16 protein-coding genes are annotated in these 17,937 nt (G+C 31.7%); 12 read left to right on the forward strand and 4 right to left on the reverse strand.

The window, feature by feature from the left end; genetic code table 11:
* Window positions 1-49: 49 nt before the first annotated feature.
* Window positions 50-607, reverse strand: coding sequence for an RNA polymerase sigma-70 factor (locus BLP44_RS07655; protein WP_091131216.1), 558 nt, complete (start codon window positions 605-607; stop codon window positions 50-52).
* A 458-nt stretch (window positions 608-1,065) separates the two neighbouring features.
* On the opposite strand from BLP44_RS07655, the gene BLP44_RS07660 reads away from it, so the two are divergent.
* Window positions 1,066-1,983, forward strand: a complete 918-nt coding sequence (locus tag BLP44_RS07660; protein ID WP_091131220.1) for a bifunctional helix-turn-helix transcriptional regulator/GNAT family N-acetyltransferase — start codon at window positions 1,066-1,068, stop codon at window positions 1,981-1,983.
* 83 nt (window positions 1,984-2,066) lie between these two features.
* Here BLP44_RS07660 and BLP44_RS07665 read toward each other — a convergent pair whose 3' ends face one another.
* Together BLP44_RS07665 and BLP44_RS07670 are read right to left on the reverse strand one after the other, a co-directional pair.
* Window positions 2,067-3,059, reverse strand: coding sequence for a toxin-antitoxin system YwqK family antitoxin (locus tag BLP44_RS07665; RefSeq protein WP_091131223.1), 993 nt, complete (start codon window positions 3,057-3,059; stop codon window positions 2,067-2,069).
* A 30-nt stretch (window positions 3,060-3,089) separates the two neighbouring features.
* Window positions 3,090-6,104 (reverse strand): hypothetical protein, encoded by a 3,015-nt coding sequence (locus BLP44_RS07670; protein WP_091131227.1) that lies wholly within the window; start codon window positions 6,102-6,104, stop codon window positions 3,090-3,092.
* A gap of 471 nt (window positions 6,105-6,575) precedes the next feature.
* Here BLP44_RS07670 and BLP44_RS07675 point away from each other — a divergent pair, with 471 nt between their 5' ends.
* The 11 genes from BLP44_RS07675 (at window position 6,576) to BLP44_RS07725 (ending at window position 16,990) form a co-directional block, all read left to right on the forward strand.
* Window positions 6,576-8,642 (forward strand): Clp protease/crotonase-like domain-containing protein, encoded by a 2,067-nt coding sequence (locus BLP44_RS07675; protein ID WP_091131232.1) that lies wholly within the window; start codon window positions 6,576-6,578, stop codon window positions 8,640-8,642.
* Window positions 8,643-8,647: 5 nt separating this feature from the next.
* The gene (locus tag BLP44_RS07680; RefSeq protein ID WP_091131235.1) at window positions 8,648-9,073 is read left to right on the forward strand and encodes a hypothetical protein; all 426 of its coding nucleotides are present in this window, start codon (window positions 8,648-8,650) and stop codon (window positions 9,071-9,073) included.
* Window positions 9,074-9,076: 3 nt separating this feature from the next.
* Entirely contained in the window at window positions 9,077-9,448 is a 372-nt protein-coding gene (locus tag BLP44_RS07685; RefSeq protein ID WP_008461958.1) for a hypothetical protein, read from the forward strand.
* Window positions 9,449-9,838: 390 nt separating this feature from the next.
* Window positions 9,839-12,754 (forward strand): hypothetical protein, encoded by a 2,916-nt coding sequence (locus BLP44_RS07690; RefSeq protein WP_091131238.1) that lies wholly within the window; start codon window positions 9,839-9,841, stop codon window positions 12,752-12,754.
* Between the two features lie 52 nt (window positions 12,755-12,806).
* Window positions 12,807-12,998 carry a hypothetical protein gene (locus tag BLP44_RS07695; protein ID WP_091131241.1) on the forward strand — a complete coding sequence of 64 codons (192 nt, stop codon included), beginning with the start codon at window positions 12,807-12,809 and terminating at the stop codon, window positions 12,996-12,998.
* A gap of 326 nt (window positions 12,999-13,324) precedes the next feature.
* Window positions 13,325-13,519, forward strand: coding sequence for a hypothetical protein (locus BLP44_RS07700; protein WP_008461955.1), 195 nt, complete (start codon window positions 13,325-13,327; stop codon window positions 13,517-13,519).
* 17 nt (window positions 13,520-13,536) lie between these two features.
* Window positions 13,537-14,007 carry a hypothetical protein gene (locus BLP44_RS07705; RefSeq protein WP_091131244.1) on the forward strand — a complete coding sequence of 157 codons (471 nt, stop codon included), beginning with the start codon at window positions 13,537-13,539 and terminating at the stop codon, window positions 14,005-14,007.
* A gap of 21 nt (window positions 14,008-14,028) precedes the next feature.
* Window positions 14,029-14,586 (forward strand): DUF6046 domain-containing protein, encoded by a 558-nt coding sequence (locus tag BLP44_RS07710; RefSeq protein ID WP_008461951.1) that lies wholly within the window; start codon window positions 14,029-14,031, stop codon window positions 14,584-14,586.
* Window positions 14,579-15,880 carry a hypothetical protein gene (locus BLP44_RS07715; RefSeq protein WP_091131247.1) on the forward strand — a complete coding sequence of 434 codons (1,302 nt, stop codon included), beginning with the start codon at window positions 14,579-14,581 and terminating at the stop codon, window positions 15,878-15,880. The genes BLP44_RS07710 and BLP44_RS07715 overlap by 8 nt, the downstream gene beginning before the upstream one ends.
* A gap of 9 nt (window positions 15,881-15,889) precedes the next feature.
* Entirely contained in the window at window positions 15,890-16,738 is an 849-nt protein-coding gene (locus BLP44_RS07720) for a hypothetical protein (RefSeq protein ID WP_091131252.1), read from the forward strand.
* 3 nt (window positions 16,739-16,741) lie between these two features.
* Window positions 16,742-16,990, forward strand: coding sequence for a hypothetical protein (locus BLP44_RS07725; protein WP_091131255.1), 249 nt, complete (start codon window positions 16,742-16,744; stop codon window positions 16,988-16,990).
* Between the two features lie 75 nt (window positions 16,991-17,065).
* On the opposite strand, the gene BLP44_RS07730 is transcribed toward BLP44_RS07725, so the two are convergent.
* Complete coding sequence (locus BLP44_RS07730; RefSeq protein ID WP_008461941.1) at window positions 17,066-17,866, reverse strand: XRE family transcriptional regulator; 801 nt, start codon at window positions 17,864-17,866, stop codon at window positions 17,066-17,068.
* Between the last annotated feature and the right edge of the window lie 71 nt (window positions 17,867-17,937).

Here is a 17,937-nt window from a genome sequence, read left to right on the forward strand (position 1 = left end):
TTACGCTTCTGTTAAGAAAAAAGTTGGGTTCTTAATCTGAAGTTTACTTTTAATTGAATTCGCCTAAATAGGTGCGCATGAATTTCAGCGCATAAGTAATATGGTATTTTACCGTTTCAATGGAAACATTCAATTCTTCGGCGATTTCTTTATTGGTGTACTGTTTTACTCGGCTGAGAATAAAAACCTCTTTTGATTTTTTAGGAAGTAATGATGCCGCTTCATCAACCGCTTTTTGCAACTCGTCATAATAGATACAATCTTCGATCGCATTATAACTGGTTTGCGAAACAGTGTTTTTTTCTAAAACTTCTTGAATGTATTGATCGGTAACTTCATGCGATTTGATATAATCTAAAGTCATGTAGCGAACCGAAGTGTAGATGTACGCCGCAAAACTTTTCTGGATTACAATTATTTTGCGTCTTTCCCAAATAGAGGTAAAAACTTCCTGCACAATTTCTTCTGAAATGGCGATTGATTTCATTCGGAGATATACAAACCGAACAAGCAGATCTCGATACCTAAAATAAAGTTCATCAAAAGCTTTATCCTTGCCCGATTTTAATAATTCGACAAGTTCTTCGTCTGTAAACTTCTTATACATGATTCATTATTTTATGATTAATCAAATCAAAAGTGTGAGCCAAAACACTTTTTCTGATTTTGTCTTGATAATGATCCTGTTGTTTTAAAATTGGCATATACAAAGTATTGGTTTCTTCTTATATGTCTCCAAAATTAAAGCTGAGGGTAGGTCGATTAGGTTACGTTTACATTAATAAAACCTTTCTAAAACGAAACATATTATTAACATTTGAAGTCAAAAGCCAACTGAAAAATAAGGGTTTGCAGTATTTCGCGTAAAAAATGAAATATTTTGTTTGGTATAACAATCTTTCTCTTACAAAAAGCAGAAAAAGTGCTTAACAAATAATTAATGAGAATGCATTAAGATGGGTTTATTCTTTTCAAAATTCTTTCCAAAAAAATAAAAATCAAAAACTAGTTGACAAAAGCAACTAAATTTATATATTTGTACCTCAACAATACACTATTTTAATCATGAATACTACAACTTCAAAAATCAGAAGTTTCAACCGATTTTATACGGCACATTTAGATATCTTAAGTCAACATTATTTAGATAGCGAATATTCTTTAACAGAAATACGAATCCTTTATGAAATCAGCGAAAGCAAAACCATAACAGCACAGAAAATCACTGAAATTTTAAATCTCGACAAAGGTTATTTAAGCCGAATTTTGAAACGTTTTTTAAAAGAAAACTTAATTGAAAGAGTTGCTTCAGAAGACGATAAACGCGCTTTTGACATTAAATTGACAGATTCTGGAACTGAATTATTAAGCGTTTTAAATGCTAAATCTGAAAACAAGATTGAAGGTAAAATTGAGAAACTAAATTCTTCAGAAAAAGAAATTTTAGTTGATTCAATGAATACTGTACGAAATCTGCTGACAGAAAATAAAATAGCGCGAGAAGATATTACGTATCGCCATGAAATAACGCCAGGAGATATTGGCTACATTATTCATCTGCATGGTGCTATTTATGGCAAAGAATATAATTTTTCGACTGATTTTGAGAAATATGTGATCAAGACTTTTTACGATTTCTTAGAAAAATATTCTCCAGAAAATGACCGAATTTGGATGGCAGAATACAATAATAAAATTGTGGGATGTGTTGCCATTGTGCATCAGCCAAACGAAGAAGCCCAACTGAGGTGGTTTCTTCTGGATTCTGCTTTTAGAGGCCTTGGAATTGGCAAAAGATTATTGACTGAAGCTGTAGATTTTTGCAAAGAGAAAAAGTTTAAAAATGTTTTCCTGCTTACTACAAACATGCAAGACAAAGCGCTTCGAATGTATAAAATGATGGGGTTCGAATTGACGAAATCGGAAGAGGTTGAGGAATGGGGAAAGACGTTTTTTGAGGAGCGATATGATTTGAGGCTTTAAAAATAAACCTCCAAAATCAAAATTGATTTTGGAGGTTTTTACTATTGAACCGTATAGATTTATTGTGCCAATCAGTTTAAATACTACTTATTTTTTAATGAAGCCTTATAATCCTTATAGTACTTGTCTTCTTTTTTAATAAGTTCTTCACGTTGAAAAATAACACTTTGCTTATCCTTATTTTCACTCCATGTTAAATATAGACTGTCATATGCCTTTTCTCTAGAAGGAAATTCTTTGGTCCGAATTAATTTTCCATCAACATTATAGTATTTCCAGATTCCTCTTTTTTGGGTTATATAATATTTAGAACTAAAATTTTGGGGTATTTCATTTAATCCTGCTTTTTCTATATTGATCTGAATTCCTTTCTCTTTTAATTTTCCATTCTCATGATAATACTCCCACATTCCCACTTTTAAACTGTCCTGAAATGCTCCTAATTCTTTCAAATGGCCATTCTTGTAATAATTTTTCCAAATACCCATCTTTTTATTTGATGAATACCCTCCTTGCGATTCTAACTCTCCTGTAGGATAAAAGTGTTTCCAATCATAATTCTTAGCATCATCTTCTATGATTCCAATCGCTTTAATGGTCTTGCTATTAGGATAATAAAAAGTGTCTTTATCTTTTAGATAGGCTTTTCTTTCTGCTTCTATTTTCTTTCTTTCCGCCCTTACTTCTTCTACATCTTCTTCTTTTATGTAATCTGCATTATTACTCCCGTCTGGGGTAATATCAAGTCTTGCCCCATGTATCCAAAAAATCTGATTGCCAAGTGTACTGCCAAATTCTGCTTTTCCCATACCAGATATAATTTCTAAATATTCCTTACTGTATTCTTCCCAGTTTAGAATATGAATTTTATTGTCTTCTCGGGTCCAGTTCCCTGAATGGCTTCTCTCGACTGTATCCTTTTTATAATAATGATAAAAAGTACCGTCAGCCCTAAAATCTACATAATGTACTGCTTTATCGTCTTCGATATTATAGTATTTTCCTAAAACTTCTTTTTGGCAAGAAGTAAATCCGTAAACTATAATTAAAAAAAACAGTGCTATTTTTATTTTCATTTGTTTTAATTTTCCTGCAATATACTACTTTTATGGAAGCTCAAAAGTAAAATAAATCCTTTGTTTGATTGTTGATAGTTTGGCTTCTTTTCCTCCTTCATTATTCCTTTCTATATCACCTGCTATGTGAAGTATAAAGGATCTTCTTCCTGTTTGGTTAAAGACATATCCTTCAATTTTTTTGTTTCGAATATGTACTAAAGCGAAAGCTCCACCAATAAATATTTGTGCTAAATTAGAGTTTAAATGTTTGTCTATTGATTCAATAGCATATTCGAAAGTTGGACTGAACTCTAAATCAATTTTCAAATCTTTACTATCAGGTTTGTTTTCAAAATCATAATTGGTTTGTCGCAATAATTTTAAAGTCTCATCCATAATTTCTTCCATCATTCTACCTTTTAAGAGCTGTTGTGCAAATTTATGCTGATGGTAATCAAAATTACGGATTTCTGGTCCCTCACCCATTGCGAATTCATATAAGAGAATCGCAACCGTTTCTTCGTAACTTTTTTCAAATGATATTTTCTTTTTACCATCTCTAAGTTTTCCAACTCCAGGGTAAATATGTTCTGCCGTTTTAACCAAAGCATTTACAGCAATTTTATCTGGCAATCCTTTGCCTTCTTCTTTCACTACTTCTACTGTTTTTTGAATCTCTTTCGCTATTTTTTTTCTTAATTTTTCACTTATTTCATGAATTTCGCTCATATCATTAAATAAGTTTTCTACTAAATCAGTATAATCTTGATTACCATTTTTTTTACTTTCTGTTATTTCAAGTTCCTTTTTTAGGTACTCATAAAGTTCTTTCAAATCATTATAAAGTATGCTATCAATGGTAATAGCCACTTCTGAAACTTCGTCACCAATATCTGACAATGATTTTTTAATTTGTCCCTTTATAGCATTTATTGACTTTTTAATCTCTTCATTAATAGATTTTTTTACATCATCCTTAACTTTATTAAATCCTTTACTATTAATTGCACCCTTATCTATATTTGCTTTTATTCTCTCTAATCGTTCTAATATTTTATACTCTTTCAGATGTTTTACTTGCTCTTTTACAGCATTCTCTTGATTAATGATAAAGTATTCTTCTGTTTCAGCATTATAATTTTGAGGCTTTTTGATGATTTTATCGAGGCTTTCTGCTTTAAAAGTGTCGCTTAGTTTCAAATAATACAATTCTTTTACCATAACTTGGCCCAATTTTACCCTGTCATCATATTTTGCGAAATTGAAGGTTATTTTTCCGTCTACCGTAAAATACTTTTCCATAATATCCTGTGTTAGATCGGGAGCCATCCAAAGCGTAAAATTTTCGTTAATTTCTGCGACAATTTCATCTAATTCATCATTTCCAGTAACACCAGCTTCACTTAATGTTTTTTTCATTAGATTAATATCTAAATCTTGAAAAGAAGAGTTTATATAATCCTGAACCATAGTTTGTTCAAACTCTACTAATTTAAAATCTAATTCTTGTTTAGTTAGATTTTTAAAACTTTGTTTATTTCCTTTTGCATCAATAAATTCACCACTTAATCTACCTTTTCCTTCTAAAAGCAGTTTTACATTATTCATGTTTTCTGCAAAGAGATATTTATTACCTCCTTTCAAAAACTCATCGCTCTTATCGGATAAATACCATAAATTCATCATTTCGGCAGATCCTAATGCAATTTCTCCATCTATTGCGGATGCTATAGAGCCCATTGTAACTCTTGCTGCAGCATCAAACCATTCTGATATAATTCCTTTAGTTTTTAAATAAGCATCGACAAACTTGTAGTAAGCATGACGCTGTGCAATTGTATTATACAAATAATGTTGAGCATTCATTGTATTGTATATGGAAGCATTCCAGAAAGTAGAGCCGCTTTTATCTGGATAATCAATTCTATCAAAATCATACCACTGGCCTTCTTTTAATTTCGGATATTTTTTTTCTTTATTTCTTCTCTTTTCACCTTGTGCATATTTTATTTCCACTTCGTCCAGTAATGTTTCCGACCAGATATAATAAATACTTTGCACACCTATATCTGGATACACCTTTTTAGGGCTTAGATTCGGATATATTTCTTTTCTTGTTTGAATAGTAATTTTACTTGGAAGTTGTGGAAAAACAGATTTTAGGAGTATAAAAAGCTCATCATGTTCTGAAAAAAGTTTATTAATATCAATATCCGATCTTTTAATTTCAGAGATCAATCTTTTATAATAGGCTTTTATACGGGAATCTTCATTTTCTTTGGATAATTCTAATAATTTTAAAATCATTAATTCCTTGACGTCTTCCCAGTTTACATTATTGAATTCAGATTCGCCAATTACAGGAAGATGCCATTTTTGAAGCGCAAAATACATTTCTGTAAACAAAATTTCATTTGGTTTATCAATGAAATCTACTGCTATTGCACCTTCTTCAAAAGCTTTGCTAATACGTGTCCAATATTGAATCGCTTCAGGATTATTTTCTTTAATTGCCTGATCTAATTTCTTTTTGATTTCGGCTTTGATAAGTTCCATCGATGGTTCATTGTTATTTGATTGAAGCATTTGTGGTACTATCAGCATTTGTTTTGTATCGATACTTTCGTAAATCTGACTAAATGCATTGCTTAAAACTGTATTTTCTGCTTCTGAAACCGGAAGAGTATTGCCAGTTGATCCGAAAGAACTCATACTTGTACTTTCAGTACTATCAAAAGCGCCTCCTCCGATTGAAGCATTAAGCGTTGATCCAGGAAATAAATTTGACCCCGAAGCCGAAGAAGTATTGCTAAACGATGGGACTGTTTTAATTGCAGCATTGGTATCGAAAACGCCTTCTCCCGCCGAGTCTAAAGTATTGTTTACGACATTATTTGAAGCATTTTGCTCCTGCCAAATTTGTACGATATCTTTTTGCTCGTTGATTTCTTTTGAAACCTGAGCAAATTCTTTTATAAAGCTTTTTGTTAAATCTTCAGAGCTTTCTAAAGAAGAATTATTTTTTATTAAAATATTGAAATTGTGAACTGTATTTCTATTCATAATGAAACGTTTTTTCTGGAGACAAAAGTACGCCCATCATTTATGTTTTTAAAATTACAACGCCTTTGAATTCAGTAGTTTCAGCAGGTTTTCTTTTTACTGAAACTACTGAAAACCATCGACTTTTTTCAATCAAAAACATATTCTTTTTCCTACTTTTGCTTCTTCCAAAAACAAATAATCACATTGCATTTTTTTACCTCATTGCAATTGTGTCTTTGAATTCATAAAAAATACCACTCGACTTTTATTATTAATCAACTTAAAAATAACCGTTATGGATTTTTTATTTTCAATAGGCATACGGAAAATGCCTAAAATTCCCGACAAGAGTAATTTTGATTGTTTACTATCGAAAAAATCTTTCTCAAAAATTATTTACTCAACTCTAAAAATGATTCTTATATGTAAAGTCATTTTCAATACCTAATAAGAGTTGAATTATCAAAACCTTATAATTACAATTTAAACATGGCAATTCAGGCATTAAATACCATTAAAAAATGGTTTCAAACAGGTTTGAAACCCTCTCAAAATCAATTCTGGGACACTTGGGACTCTTTCCGTCATAAATTGGAGAAAGTTCCCTTAGAAGATGTTGAAGAACTTGAATCAATTCTAAATGCAAAAGCAGAAAAATCAGAGCTAGACGAACATAAAAATGACAATACAGCTCATTCTGAACTTTTCGCAGCTAAGGAAGATAAATCACAAAAAGGTATCGCTTTAGGTTATGCTCCTTTAGATGAGTTTTCAAAAATTGCTTATCAGTATTTAGAGATTGTAGATAATCTTACTTCTGGCGGTACAACATCAATGCTTTCAGCTGAGCAAGGAGTTATTTTACAAAACCAAATTGACAGCATCAAAACATTATTGTCTTCTGATAATCCTGAGCTTGATACTTTTCAAAAAATTGCTGATACGATTGAACAGATTCAAATGTCATTGAACACTATTTTGGTAAATGATTTAACAACGGGAGGCACTACAAAAGCTTTAACTGCCGAAATGGGTAAGCAATTAGAAGCCAGCAAAGAAGACAAATCGCAAAAAGGTGTTGCTGGCGGATATGTTCCTTTAAATGATCTAGCTAAAATTGCTAGCCAATATTTAACCATAATAAACGATTTGACTACTGGAGGTTCAGAATCTATACTAAGTGCTGAACAGGGAACTGTTTTACAAAATCAGATTGATAGCATTAATACTTTACTTGCTTCTGATAATGTTGATCTTGACACGATTCAGGAAATTGTAGATGCTATTGAACAAGTGCAAATGTCACTTGACACTATTTTGGTAAATGATTTCACTACTGGCGGCATTACAAAGGCTCTTACTGCCGAAATGGGAAAACAATTAAATGAAATTAAGCTTACGGCAACAATTGCAACTGATGCAGAAACACAAATAACAACTTCGGTTACAGAAGATAATAAAGTTGTTAGTCGTTCCAAACTGTTTAATTGGTGGAATTGGCTGAGACGTTTGCCTCTAATTTGGAACAATGACATTTCTACAACTGATTATTTAGGACAAGCAAAAAGTGTCATGAATTATCTTGGATTTACTATATACAATACATCTGGCACTAAACTTTTTTATGTTAATAAAAATGGAGTACACTTTAACTCTAACGGATCTGCAAGTGGTGGTATTACCTTAATGGATGACCTAAATAATGTGAACTCTAATTTATTGACACTTCCTAATAAGAGCGGAACTTTGGCAATTTGTTATGATGCTGTAAATACTTGTTATGGAACTGCTACAAAAGCTCCTCTTATTATTCCAAATGGAACATTAACTACTGTTCCTCAAAGTGGAGCAATCGAACGAGATATACAAGGAAATTTATATCATTCGACAGGTTCTACTCGCAAAAAAATAATAGATGAATCAGATGCAGTAAAATATCTACAGACTACTTATCGAAATTCGAAAACTAGTAACGTTACAAATAGTTATAGCCCTTACAGTACAACCATGTCCTCTTTTGCATCTTCAATAATGAATGCATTCGGATCTGCTGAAACTGGCAATTATTTGCTAAAAACTGTAGATCAATACGAAGATGGATATCTGCCTGTTGAACCTGGATTTTATCTTCCAGACAATGTAGTTTTTGAATTTTACTTAAAAGGGATGAACTGCAAATTTGGCGGTGAAAGCAAAATTAAAATGTATGGAATACAACGAACAGGTGCAACATCAACTAATTTAAGGTCTTATGAAATCCCTATTATTATTACCACAGCATCTGATGGAATTAATTCTTGGTCAATTTTATCATATGAAGAAAATTCATATGATATGAAAGGAAATATTATTGATACAGTTTATAGATCTTACCCTCTGCAAACCTATAGTTACACAGGTTACAATGGTAACGGAAATTTAAAATTCAATGATTCAATAATATCACTTGACCCAAGTATTACATTCTCTTACGAAGATCCATATAATGAAAATGGCATGAATGCAATTTCTGGATCATCTTACACAAACATTTCAACATCAATTATAAAATTATAAAAAAAATGAAAACACAAAAAATTGTCCAAAAAATTTCAAACAGTCCAGTATTTGAAACTATAGAAAGAGAAATTCAAATAGCAGGAATAGTTCTTAATTTTGACTTACAATTATTAGACTTGTATTATACAATTTCTTACTTTAAAGATGGTGAAAATGTCAGCCAATTATTAAAAAAAGAAGTTCCTGAATGGCATATTGATAATCAGCAAACTATTCTTGTTCGCGATGAAAATTTTAATCCTGTAGCAAATCCAGATTATGTTGAGCACAAAGATGAGAATGGCAATGTGAAAAATTTACAAGAAAAATTTCTTACTGAACCAGCTTTTGATTATGTTTCAAATATAATGCTCAACACACCTATGAATTTGAGTGATATTCTTAGAAATTATATTTTAGAAGAAGATAACTCAGGAAGATTCAATTAAGAAATGGGATTAATACTATATCTAATTGCTGTTATCTTATTTTTGCCTTTGACAGCATTAAACATCATTGTAGTTGTTTTAAAAAATGCAAGAGCAAAAGGCTTTCTCAGAACTCTAAATCAATATTTTTTTACTGGTGCAATTGGTTTGGACATTTTTGCAAATTATGAATTTCGTACTCTTTGGAATACATTTTTGCGAAAGAAAACCGGCTATCAGTTTGGTATGAAAGGCGAAACAATTTCAAGCGCACTTGGTAAAAATCAGAAAGATAAAACATTATCCGGTGCAGGTTGGGTCCTTGTCTATTTTCTTTGGGCTGTAGATTATCAGTATTGGAAAAAAGGAGGCCATTGCATCAATTCAATAATTTAAGAACCCAAATATTTTTTCTTTAAATAAAACCGTTAACAATGAGAGACAAAATCTCTTAATTGTTAACGGTTTTATATTCTACTGAAACTACAGAATACAGAGGTCTTTTTTTTCGTTTTTTAGTGTTCTTCTAACCTACTTTTACATCCTCAAAATTAAATAACAGCATCTCTTTTGCATAAAGAAATCTACTCCTGTTATTCTTAAAGCATTTCCAGAAGAACATATTATTAATTCAATTATAACAAATACCACTATGAGTTATGTATTATCAAAAGGTATTAGAAAAATACCTAAAATTCCAGACAAAAACTATTTGAAAAATTTTCTAAATCAGAAATCAAACCCCTAAAAAATCCAAAAACAACAACTTAATTAGACATTATTATCATGGCTATACAAACATTAAATACCATAAAAAACTGGTTCAAAACCACTTTAAAACCTTCTCAACAGCAATTCTGGGACACTTGGGATTCGTTTAGACATAAACTAGACAAAGTTCCAGTAAAAGATGTTGAAGGAATAGACGAATTATTGAATGCAAAAGCAGATAAAATTGCTTTAAATGATCACATTGCCGATATAAACGCACATGCTCCACAAGTAAACACAGATTGGAATAGTGAATCTGGCTTTAGCCAATTACTTAACAAACCTGATTTTAAAACGATTAATGGAGAATCTGTTATAGGTGATGGAGATATTACGATTGAAGAAGGCGGATTACAAAATTTAGATCAAACTTTAGCTAATGGAAATACCTCAACTAAAGAAATGATTTTTGAGTCAAATGGAGGAGCTACCACTACATATAACAATATGGGGGTTCTTCTTAGAGGAAACAATGGTACAAATTCTTCTTTATCTAGTCAAGGTTTCCACACAGTAGGAACGGATGGTCTTGTATATATTGAAAATAAAGGACAGATCACTGTTTCTCATTTCGGAGGAAGCACATTACAATTGGAAAACAATGAAATAAGACATACCACAATTGATGGCAATTCAAGTTTTTTACAATTTGATAATTCTGAGCAAGGGCATTTTATCCAAACAATTCAGCCTAAAACAGGAACAATTGCTTTATTAAGCGATTTAGATGATGTAAGTTCTCCTGATTTACAAAAAGTATTAGAAACTGGAAACGAAACATATCTTGAGGCATTATTTAAAAGCAGTGAAGATGGAGATACGTATGAAAATACAATTACGCCAAAACTGGTAGAGATAAAACGCTCAAATGAGTACACTCCAGATAAGAATGAAATAGTTTCTTTAAAAAGTGATTTAATTGAAATTACTAAATTAACTACAGGAGAAACTACAGCTTTATTTGCTGATGGGGTAGGATTTGGCAATTCAAATTCAAATAACTATTCTACTTTAAAATTGAATCCAAATACCACAGCAAATTACACAACTGTTTTAATGCCTGCAATTACAGAAGAAGGACAAACAAAAACTTTGGCTACTACTGAAGATTTATCTCTTCAAGGAATTGTAAATGCCAATACTACAGGAACAAAAAATTCAGGAAACGCTACCGTGGATATTTTAAAGGGCGAAGGTGAATTTGTAAATAGCAGAACAACTATTAGAAGTGCTGCAAATTATAATATTTTTTCTTCTCATGAAATGGGGAAAAATTATCATAATTTAACAAATAGAGGTGATGACAAAGAGGCTTCAATAGAAATGACTTCAGGAATATTCTCTCTTAACCAAACAAATTCGATAGATAGGAGTAAAATTACCACAGTAAATTTTTTACCGCCTACTGGAAATAATACCATCTCTTTCCCTGCACCTACAGGCAATGATGGATCTTACGTTTTAACAACTACAGACGATTTCAAAACCATCAATGGTCAGTCTATTATTGGAACAGGTGATATCAGCAGTGCTCCTACTTTACAACAAGTAATGGACGCTGGAAGCGCTGCTCTCATAAATGGAGAAGCTGGAATCTTAAGTAACTCACATAATGGCTACTCCAGATTTTATTTAAGTGGAGAAATGCTGGAATTGAATAATGTTGATACTGATTTGAAAAAAGCAGTATCAATATCTATGAAAGATGGAGAGCTAAAGATAACTAATCAAAATACTGCTACAGGGAAATATATGATGATTAATTCATCAGCAAATCCAATAGTAAATACTGAACTGTTTTTTCCAAATAAAGAAACAGCAGGTAATTACATATTAGCAACTACTGACGATTTTAAAACTATTAATGGAGAATCGATTGTTGGTGAAGGAAATATAGAATTAACTGCTGCAATTCCTGATGGAGCAATTAAAGTTGCAGATGGGTTAGCACTTGATGGAACATTTAGAAATTTAACTGATAACTTAGGAAATCCAACTAGATTATGGATTAACAACTCATCTATTACCAGTACAGCAGGCAACAATGCATTAAATAATGTCGCTTTTGGTCCTAATTCAATGATGAATATTTCGTCTGGTGTTGGCAATATTGCATACGGAACGGATACCTTGCTAAATAACACATCAGGAGATCGCAATACTGCCATTGGGCATTCCGCATTAAGAGCTAATACAACAGGACAATACAATACAGCCATTGGTGGCTACTCTTTATTGAATAATACTGAAGGTAGAGATAATACAGCTTTGGGGCATGGCGCTCTATATTTAAATGCGACTGGAAATGAGAATGTCGCACTTGGTTATGGTTCTCTGATGGCCAATACTTCTGGTAGTCGTAATGTAGCTATTGGGTATTCAGCACTATCTAACAATCAGTCTTTCTCAAATTTAGCGATAGGATCATGGGCAATGATGAATACTGTAAATGGGAATGGAAATATTGCTATTGGCGAAGAGTCTTTGCAATTTAATACTGATGGCTCATCTAACACAGTTATTGGACGTACTGCTTTAAAAAATATGACTGCTGGTTCTTGGAATATTGCTCTTGGAATACAAGCAGGTAGATACACCTCTAAAAATGGAGACAACCTTTCTTGTGAGGGCTCAATATTTTTAGGATCCGGAGCAATGCCTTCAGAAGATGCTGGCTCTAACGAGATAGTAATTGGAAACTTTGCTGTAGGTGCAGGAAATAACTCCGTTACTTTAGGAAATAATACTATTACCAAAACCATATTGAAAGGTGCTGTTAGTGCAAAATCATATAAACTAGATACTTTAAACACAGCGCCAACTAGTTCAACAGATACTGGTAATTTAGGAGAAATAAGAGTAACAGCAAATTACATATATGTGTGTACAGCAACAAATACATGGGTTAGATCTGCCTTAACAACTTGGTAATTATAGATAAAATGAAAAAACAAATCACAAAAAACATTTTAAATTAATTATTATGAACAAAGCAAAAATTACTGTAGCTATTAGTCTTTTAATTGTTTTGACAGGATTAATTGACACCAAATTCGACCTTTTACAAGATGCAGGATTATCATTGATAACAATCAATAGAATCAAATTGGCAGGTTTATTTTTATCAGCTGCGTTATCCAGTATTATTCCACTGTTTTCTGAAGAAGAGATGTAACAGAGGTTTGTAGAAATTGAAAATTGTTCTACTCAAAATAAAAATATCCCAGGATCATTAGAGGAATATAAATCCCCCATTGATTCTGGGTGTTTTTTTTTACAAAAACATAGCGTTTTTTTTCTACTGAAACTACTGAAAACCAAGTGCTAATTATTCTTTTTTCGGCTTCACATATTCTACTTTTACATACTCTAATTCATCTATTAGAGCTCCCAAAAACACGCGATTATAGAATTTACTTTTAAGAAACTTTCCTAAAAGTCAGCACTTTAATTGCATTAATCATTCAAATAATTATATCAACTTTTAAATATTTATCAATCATGGATTACGTGCCGAAAGATTTAGGAGAAACGCCTAAAATACCAGACATGAGCAACTTTAAAAATCCTTTGGAATCAACATCCTCAGGTAGCATTTTTATTGAAAACTTCAATATTACTCCTTCAACTTCAATTGAAAAAAGTGAAAGTTTAGCTGAAATCATAAAAAAAGAAAGCAAAGACAGCTGTATTTAAACTATAAAAACAAAATAATGACAGACGAAATATTTATCCAAAACCTTAAAGAAAAATACGGTCAGATATTAAAACTTACTTCTGATAATCAATCAATTACAGCTTATTGTAAAAAACCAACTTTCGAAATCTATCTAAAATATCAAAACTTATACAAAGATAATCCACATGAAGCGATTCTATTTTTATTTAAAGAATGCCTACTTGAGAAAGAAAATTATAATGACGAGTTCATGCTTGCTTCAGGAAACTCAATCATCGAAATAATCAAAAAAGATAGTGAATTCAACATAGACTCAACACCTCAAAAAGATGAGTTTAAGAAATCGGCTGCTCTTATTCGATATGCTTTTCAGGTCGATCCATACAAACTTACTATGGATGAATTTTATAAACTTCTTGAGGAAGCGCTCTGGCTGCAAAAACACAATGACAACAGAATGGAAAACACTATGATGGCAGCTTTTGCTAAAACATTTTCAAACTAAAAAATAAAAAACAAAATCATTATGAAATTCAATTTTAATGTAAACGAAATTTTAGAAGCCAAAGACATCGAATACAGCGGTATTAATTATAACGAATCTGAATCGAAAGATTTTATTATTGACAAAACTGGCGGCGAATTTAATCTTCGCGTTTTCGCTCCTTTGGTTTTTGAACCTCTCGCAAAAAATGATCTTAATCTGCCAAGTTTAAGAGTCGACGCTGTTACTGTAAATCTAAGCCGTTCTAAAATAATTAAAAAAGAAAATGTTGAAGGAAGAGATTCAACCATTAAGGAACATATTACAAATGGCGATTTCAGCATTTCTATTGAAGGACTGATTGCCAATGAAACAGGAGATGAATATCCAAAAGAGAAGCTGTTTTTATTAAAACAATTCCTTAATGCTCCATATTCCTTAAGAGTAACACATGCCATTTTGAACCGATTTGGAATCTATGAATTAGTTATTGATTCTTATTCGATTCCTTCTATTTCGGGAACAAAAAATATTCAAAAATTTACGGCCAGCGCCACATCAGATGAAACTGTCGAACTAATAATTAGAGACAATGCTTAAACTCAATGCCAAAATTAAAGTTTACGAAACTGTACGCCTTATTCCCACGCCTAAATTTTATGAATTTAATTATGTAAAGAACGTAAACATAAATAGTTCGTACAAATCACTTACCGATACGGCAACTATTGTAATGCCACAGAAAGTGTATACTGATACAAAAGGATTTGATCAAAGTCTGTTTACAAATGCCAGCGGAGGAGAAAAAACAATCCATGATTTCTTTAAACTTGAAAGTTATATCGAAATATTCTTAGGATACGATGGCGACTACAAGCCTGCTTTTAGAGGATACATTACAGGAGTTCAATCAGATACTAATGCTGTAATAACCTGCGAAGATGCAATGTATGCTTTTAAAAAAGTAAAAGCCGTAAAAGACAACAATGTCCAGGATAAAAAGGACAATCTTAATTTTGTTGCTGTTAATCCAGCCACCAATGTTGACAATTTTAATCCTAAAACATTTTTCGAAAAAAGAATCAGAGAACTGAAACTGCCTTTTAAAGTCAATGCGCTAAATGAAAATATTGGAAACATTATTGTCAGCAGAAATCATAGTTTGGCTCAAGTTTTTGAAATGCTAAAAGACAAGGGAGTTTACACCTATTTTAAAACCGAAATAGCTGGTCCAGTTCTTACGATTACCAATAATCCTCAGCAACACACCGCCAATGAATTATCAGGTTTTATTGATCGTAATTTTATTAAAAGCCCATTGGCTGGCGCTCTTGTAAAAAAACTGATTAATGAAGGTTTAAATCTTCTTGCTTCACAATTAAACAAAGCCATTCAAGCAGTTTCAGGCGGTTTTTCTGGAAGAGTCAATTTCAGGTTTCGTCATAATATTATCGAAGATAAATTGGTTGTTGTCAACGAATCCAGCAAAAATACACGAACTAGAGTTGAAAAATACTTTAAGAATTCAAACAGTCCAATTTATATCGAATTAGGAGATCCTAACGGCCAGCTTTTAAAAACACATGTTTTACATAGCGATAATGAAAATTTACCTAATGATCCAGCCTTATTTGATAAAACAACAACAGAAATCGCTTCAGAATTGTATCAATACGGCGCTTTGCGAGCAATGCAGTCTAAACCAAACGGATTTGAAGGTTATATACTGACTTTTGGAGAACCATTTGTGCGTCCGACAGATAAAGTGATTCTTGAAAATGCAAAAGATAAAGAAAAAAATGGAACTTTTCAGGTTGAAAAAGTAGAACGCAGTTATGGCGAAAACGGCTATAGACAGAAAATTTATTTAGGAAGAAGAGTCGAATCTGTATAAAAATTGAAAATGGGAAATATAAAAGATTTAATAAAAAATGTTGCCAGCAGTAATCAGAATATTGAAACTTTTGCTGCCAAAGTTATCGAAATAAACAAAGAAGAAGAATCTCTCCATAATCCAGAAGATGCTTATACCGTAAATATTATGCGAGCTGATGGCGCCATTATTAAAAATGTGCGTCTAAAAGCTTCTATTCAAGATCTGGAACAAGGAATTATTACAATCCCTAAAAAATACAGCTGGGTTTTGGCTTCAATTATTGATGGGGTTGAAACTAGAGCGTTTATTTCGCAATTTTCTGAAGTAGAACGCAATTTCATTCGTTTCAAAAATGATAATAATCAATACTTGGAAATTGATATTGATGCTGATAAGTTTCAAATGTTGTTTAAAGAAAAAGAAGCAGGAAATACTGATACAACCTCAACCACACAGCCTTCTTATAAAAACATTGCACAGATAGAATTTTTAGGAAGACAACCAAACATCAGCGCTTCTTTTTATGATGAAAACGGGAAAGAAATTTCTAAAAACAGTTTCAATATCAATGGCCAATATATCAGTATTAATGAAGGCGCTACTATTTTTAATTTGCAAGATAAAGAAGTCAAAATAACTATAAAAGATGGTTTTGAAGCCCTTATTTCTGATACCAAAACTTCTTTTAAAAAAGGCGATTTAAATTTTGAAATGGATGATAAATTTAAAATTAATGCTGGAAAAAAAAACCTTCTGACCGAATTAGAAAATATTATAACCGAAATTTCAAACATTGTAGTTGTTCAAGGAGTTGGTCCCAATGTAGGCAACTTAATTACAATCAAATCCAATTTAAAAAATTTACTAAAAACTTAAAAAATGGCATTAGCAACACCTGTACTACAACAAAAAATATTAGAAGCATTAGAAGCAAGCTCAAAAATAACCATTGATACTGATAGTAGTTCTGACAATTCAAACAAATCTGATAAAGCAAGAAAAGATACAGCTGAAGCATTAGCAAAAGCTATTGAAGCATTTGTAAAGTCCGGCACTGTAACCACTACAGTAACAACAACTGGAAGTGCATCGGCACAGACTGGTACAGGAACAGGAAGCATCTCATAACTTCTTTCAACTGATTACAAAAATACCTCTTGTCATTAATTTCAAGAGGTATTTTTATTTTAAGGCTTTTTAATATTAATTCAACTTCTTTTTTAAAGCCTCTTCCAATTCAAAATATTTACTTTCAAGAGCATGAAGCTTTTCATAAATATTAATTGGATCGGGCATTTGTCTGGATGCATACATGCTTGCGTACCAAACTTCAAGAATATCTTCGGCATAAATAGAATACATCGGATAATTTCCATCTCGGTTATCAGATTTTAAGATCAATTTTCCGCTTTCTCTAATTCTATTTAAAACCCTTTTTACCACTACTCCATCGTTCTTACTGACAATTACATAAATTCTTCCATCAAGAATATCATCAAAATTATCTACATATTTTCCGAAAAGATAATCTCCGTCATGAATTGTGGTTGACATCGAATTTCCTTTAATCTCAAAACATCTGTAAGTTCCGTTTTTAAGCATTGGCATACTAAAAGAAGGAAGGCTTTCCATATATTCAGGATCAGCATATCCGTCTAAATATCCTGCACGAGCTTTTACTCCAACAAAGTTGATGTTTTCATCGCCTTCTTCATTTACCGTTATAATTTTCGGTACATGTAAACTAACCGCATTACTAGATTTATTCGCAAAAATATCTTCACTATCACCAAAAAAATAATCCGGGTTTACATGACAATGTGTAATAATACTTTGAAGAAGATCAAAACCTGGTTTGGTTCTTTTTCTTTCTCCATCGGCTTGTAATCTTCCAATTGTAATACTATCTATAGTTGTGCTTGTAACTCCAATTAACTTTGCAAATGAGTTGTTGTTCAACTTCATTTCGTCTATAATACGTTTTATTTTATCATGTATTTCCATACTCAACTCGTTTATTGTTTTATGTAATATGTTTTACTTAAAGCAAAACTTCAAGTATATGTTGCAAAACT

Source organism: Flavobacterium anhuiense, assembly GCF_900101855.1.
Taxonomy (GTDB): domain Bacteria; phylum Bacteroidota; class Bacteroidia; order Flavobacteriales; family Flavobacteriaceae; genus Flavobacterium; species Flavobacterium anhuiense.

Excerpts from the sequence above, each read along its gene's own strand:
- BLP44_RS07655 (WP_091131216.1), bottom strand. The coding sequence starts at position 607 with ATGTATAAGAAGTTTACAGACGAAGAACTTGTCGAATTATTAAAATCG.
- BLP44_RS07660 (WP_091131220.1), top strand. The coding sequence starts at position 1,066 with ATGAATACTACAACTTCAAAAATCAGAAGTTTCAACCGATTTTATACG.
- BLP44_RS07665 (WP_091131223.1), bottom strand. The coding sequence starts at position 3,059 with ATGAAAATAAAAATAGCACTGTTTTTTTTAATTATAGTTTACGGATTT.
- BLP44_RS07670 (WP_091131227.1), bottom strand. The coding sequence starts at position 6,104 with ATGAATAGAAATACAGTTCACAATTTCAATATTTTAATAAAAAATAAT.
- BLP44_RS07675 (WP_091131232.1), top strand. The coding sequence starts at position 6,576 with ATGGCAATTCAGGCATTAAATACCATTAAAAAATGGTTTCAAACAGGT.
- BLP44_RS07680 (WP_091131235.1), top strand. The coding sequence starts at position 8,648 with ATGAAAACACAAAAAATTGTCCAAAAAATTTCAAACAGTCCAGTATTT.
- BLP44_RS07685 (WP_008461958.1), top strand. The coding sequence starts at position 9,077 with ATGGGATTAATACTATATCTAATTGCTGTTATCTTATTTTTGCCTTTG.
- BLP44_RS07690 (WP_091131238.1), top strand. The coding sequence starts at position 9,839 with ATGGCTATACAAACATTAAATACCATAAAAAACTGGTTCAAAACCACT.
- BLP44_RS07695 (WP_091131241.1), top strand. The coding sequence starts at position 12,807 with ATGAACAAAGCAAAAATTACTGTAGCTATTAGTCTTTTAATTGTTTTG.
- BLP44_RS07700 (WP_008461955.1), top strand. The coding sequence starts at position 13,325 with ATGGATTACGTGCCGAAAGATTTAGGAGAAACGCCTAAAATACCAGAC.
- BLP44_RS07705 (WP_091131244.1), top strand. The coding sequence starts at position 13,537 with ATGACAGACGAAATATTTATCCAAAACCTTAAAGAAAAATACGGTCAG.
- BLP44_RS07710 (WP_008461951.1), top strand. The coding sequence starts at position 14,029 with ATGAAATTCAATTTTAATGTAAACGAAATTTTAGAAGCCAAAGACATC.
- BLP44_RS07715 (WP_091131247.1), top strand. The coding sequence starts at position 14,579 with ATGCTTAAACTCAATGCCAAAATTAAAGTTTACGAAACTGTACGCCTT.
- BLP44_RS07720 (WP_091131252.1), top strand. The coding sequence starts at position 15,890 with ATGGGAAATATAAAAGATTTAATAAAAAATGTTGCCAGCAGTAATCAG.
- BLP44_RS07725 (WP_091131255.1), top strand. The coding sequence starts at position 16,742 with ATGGCATTAGCAACACCTGTACTACAACAAAAAATATTAGAAGCATTA.
- BLP44_RS07730 (WP_008461941.1), bottom strand. The coding sequence starts at position 17,866 with ATGGAAATACATGATAAAATAAAACGTATTATAGACGAAATGAAGTTG.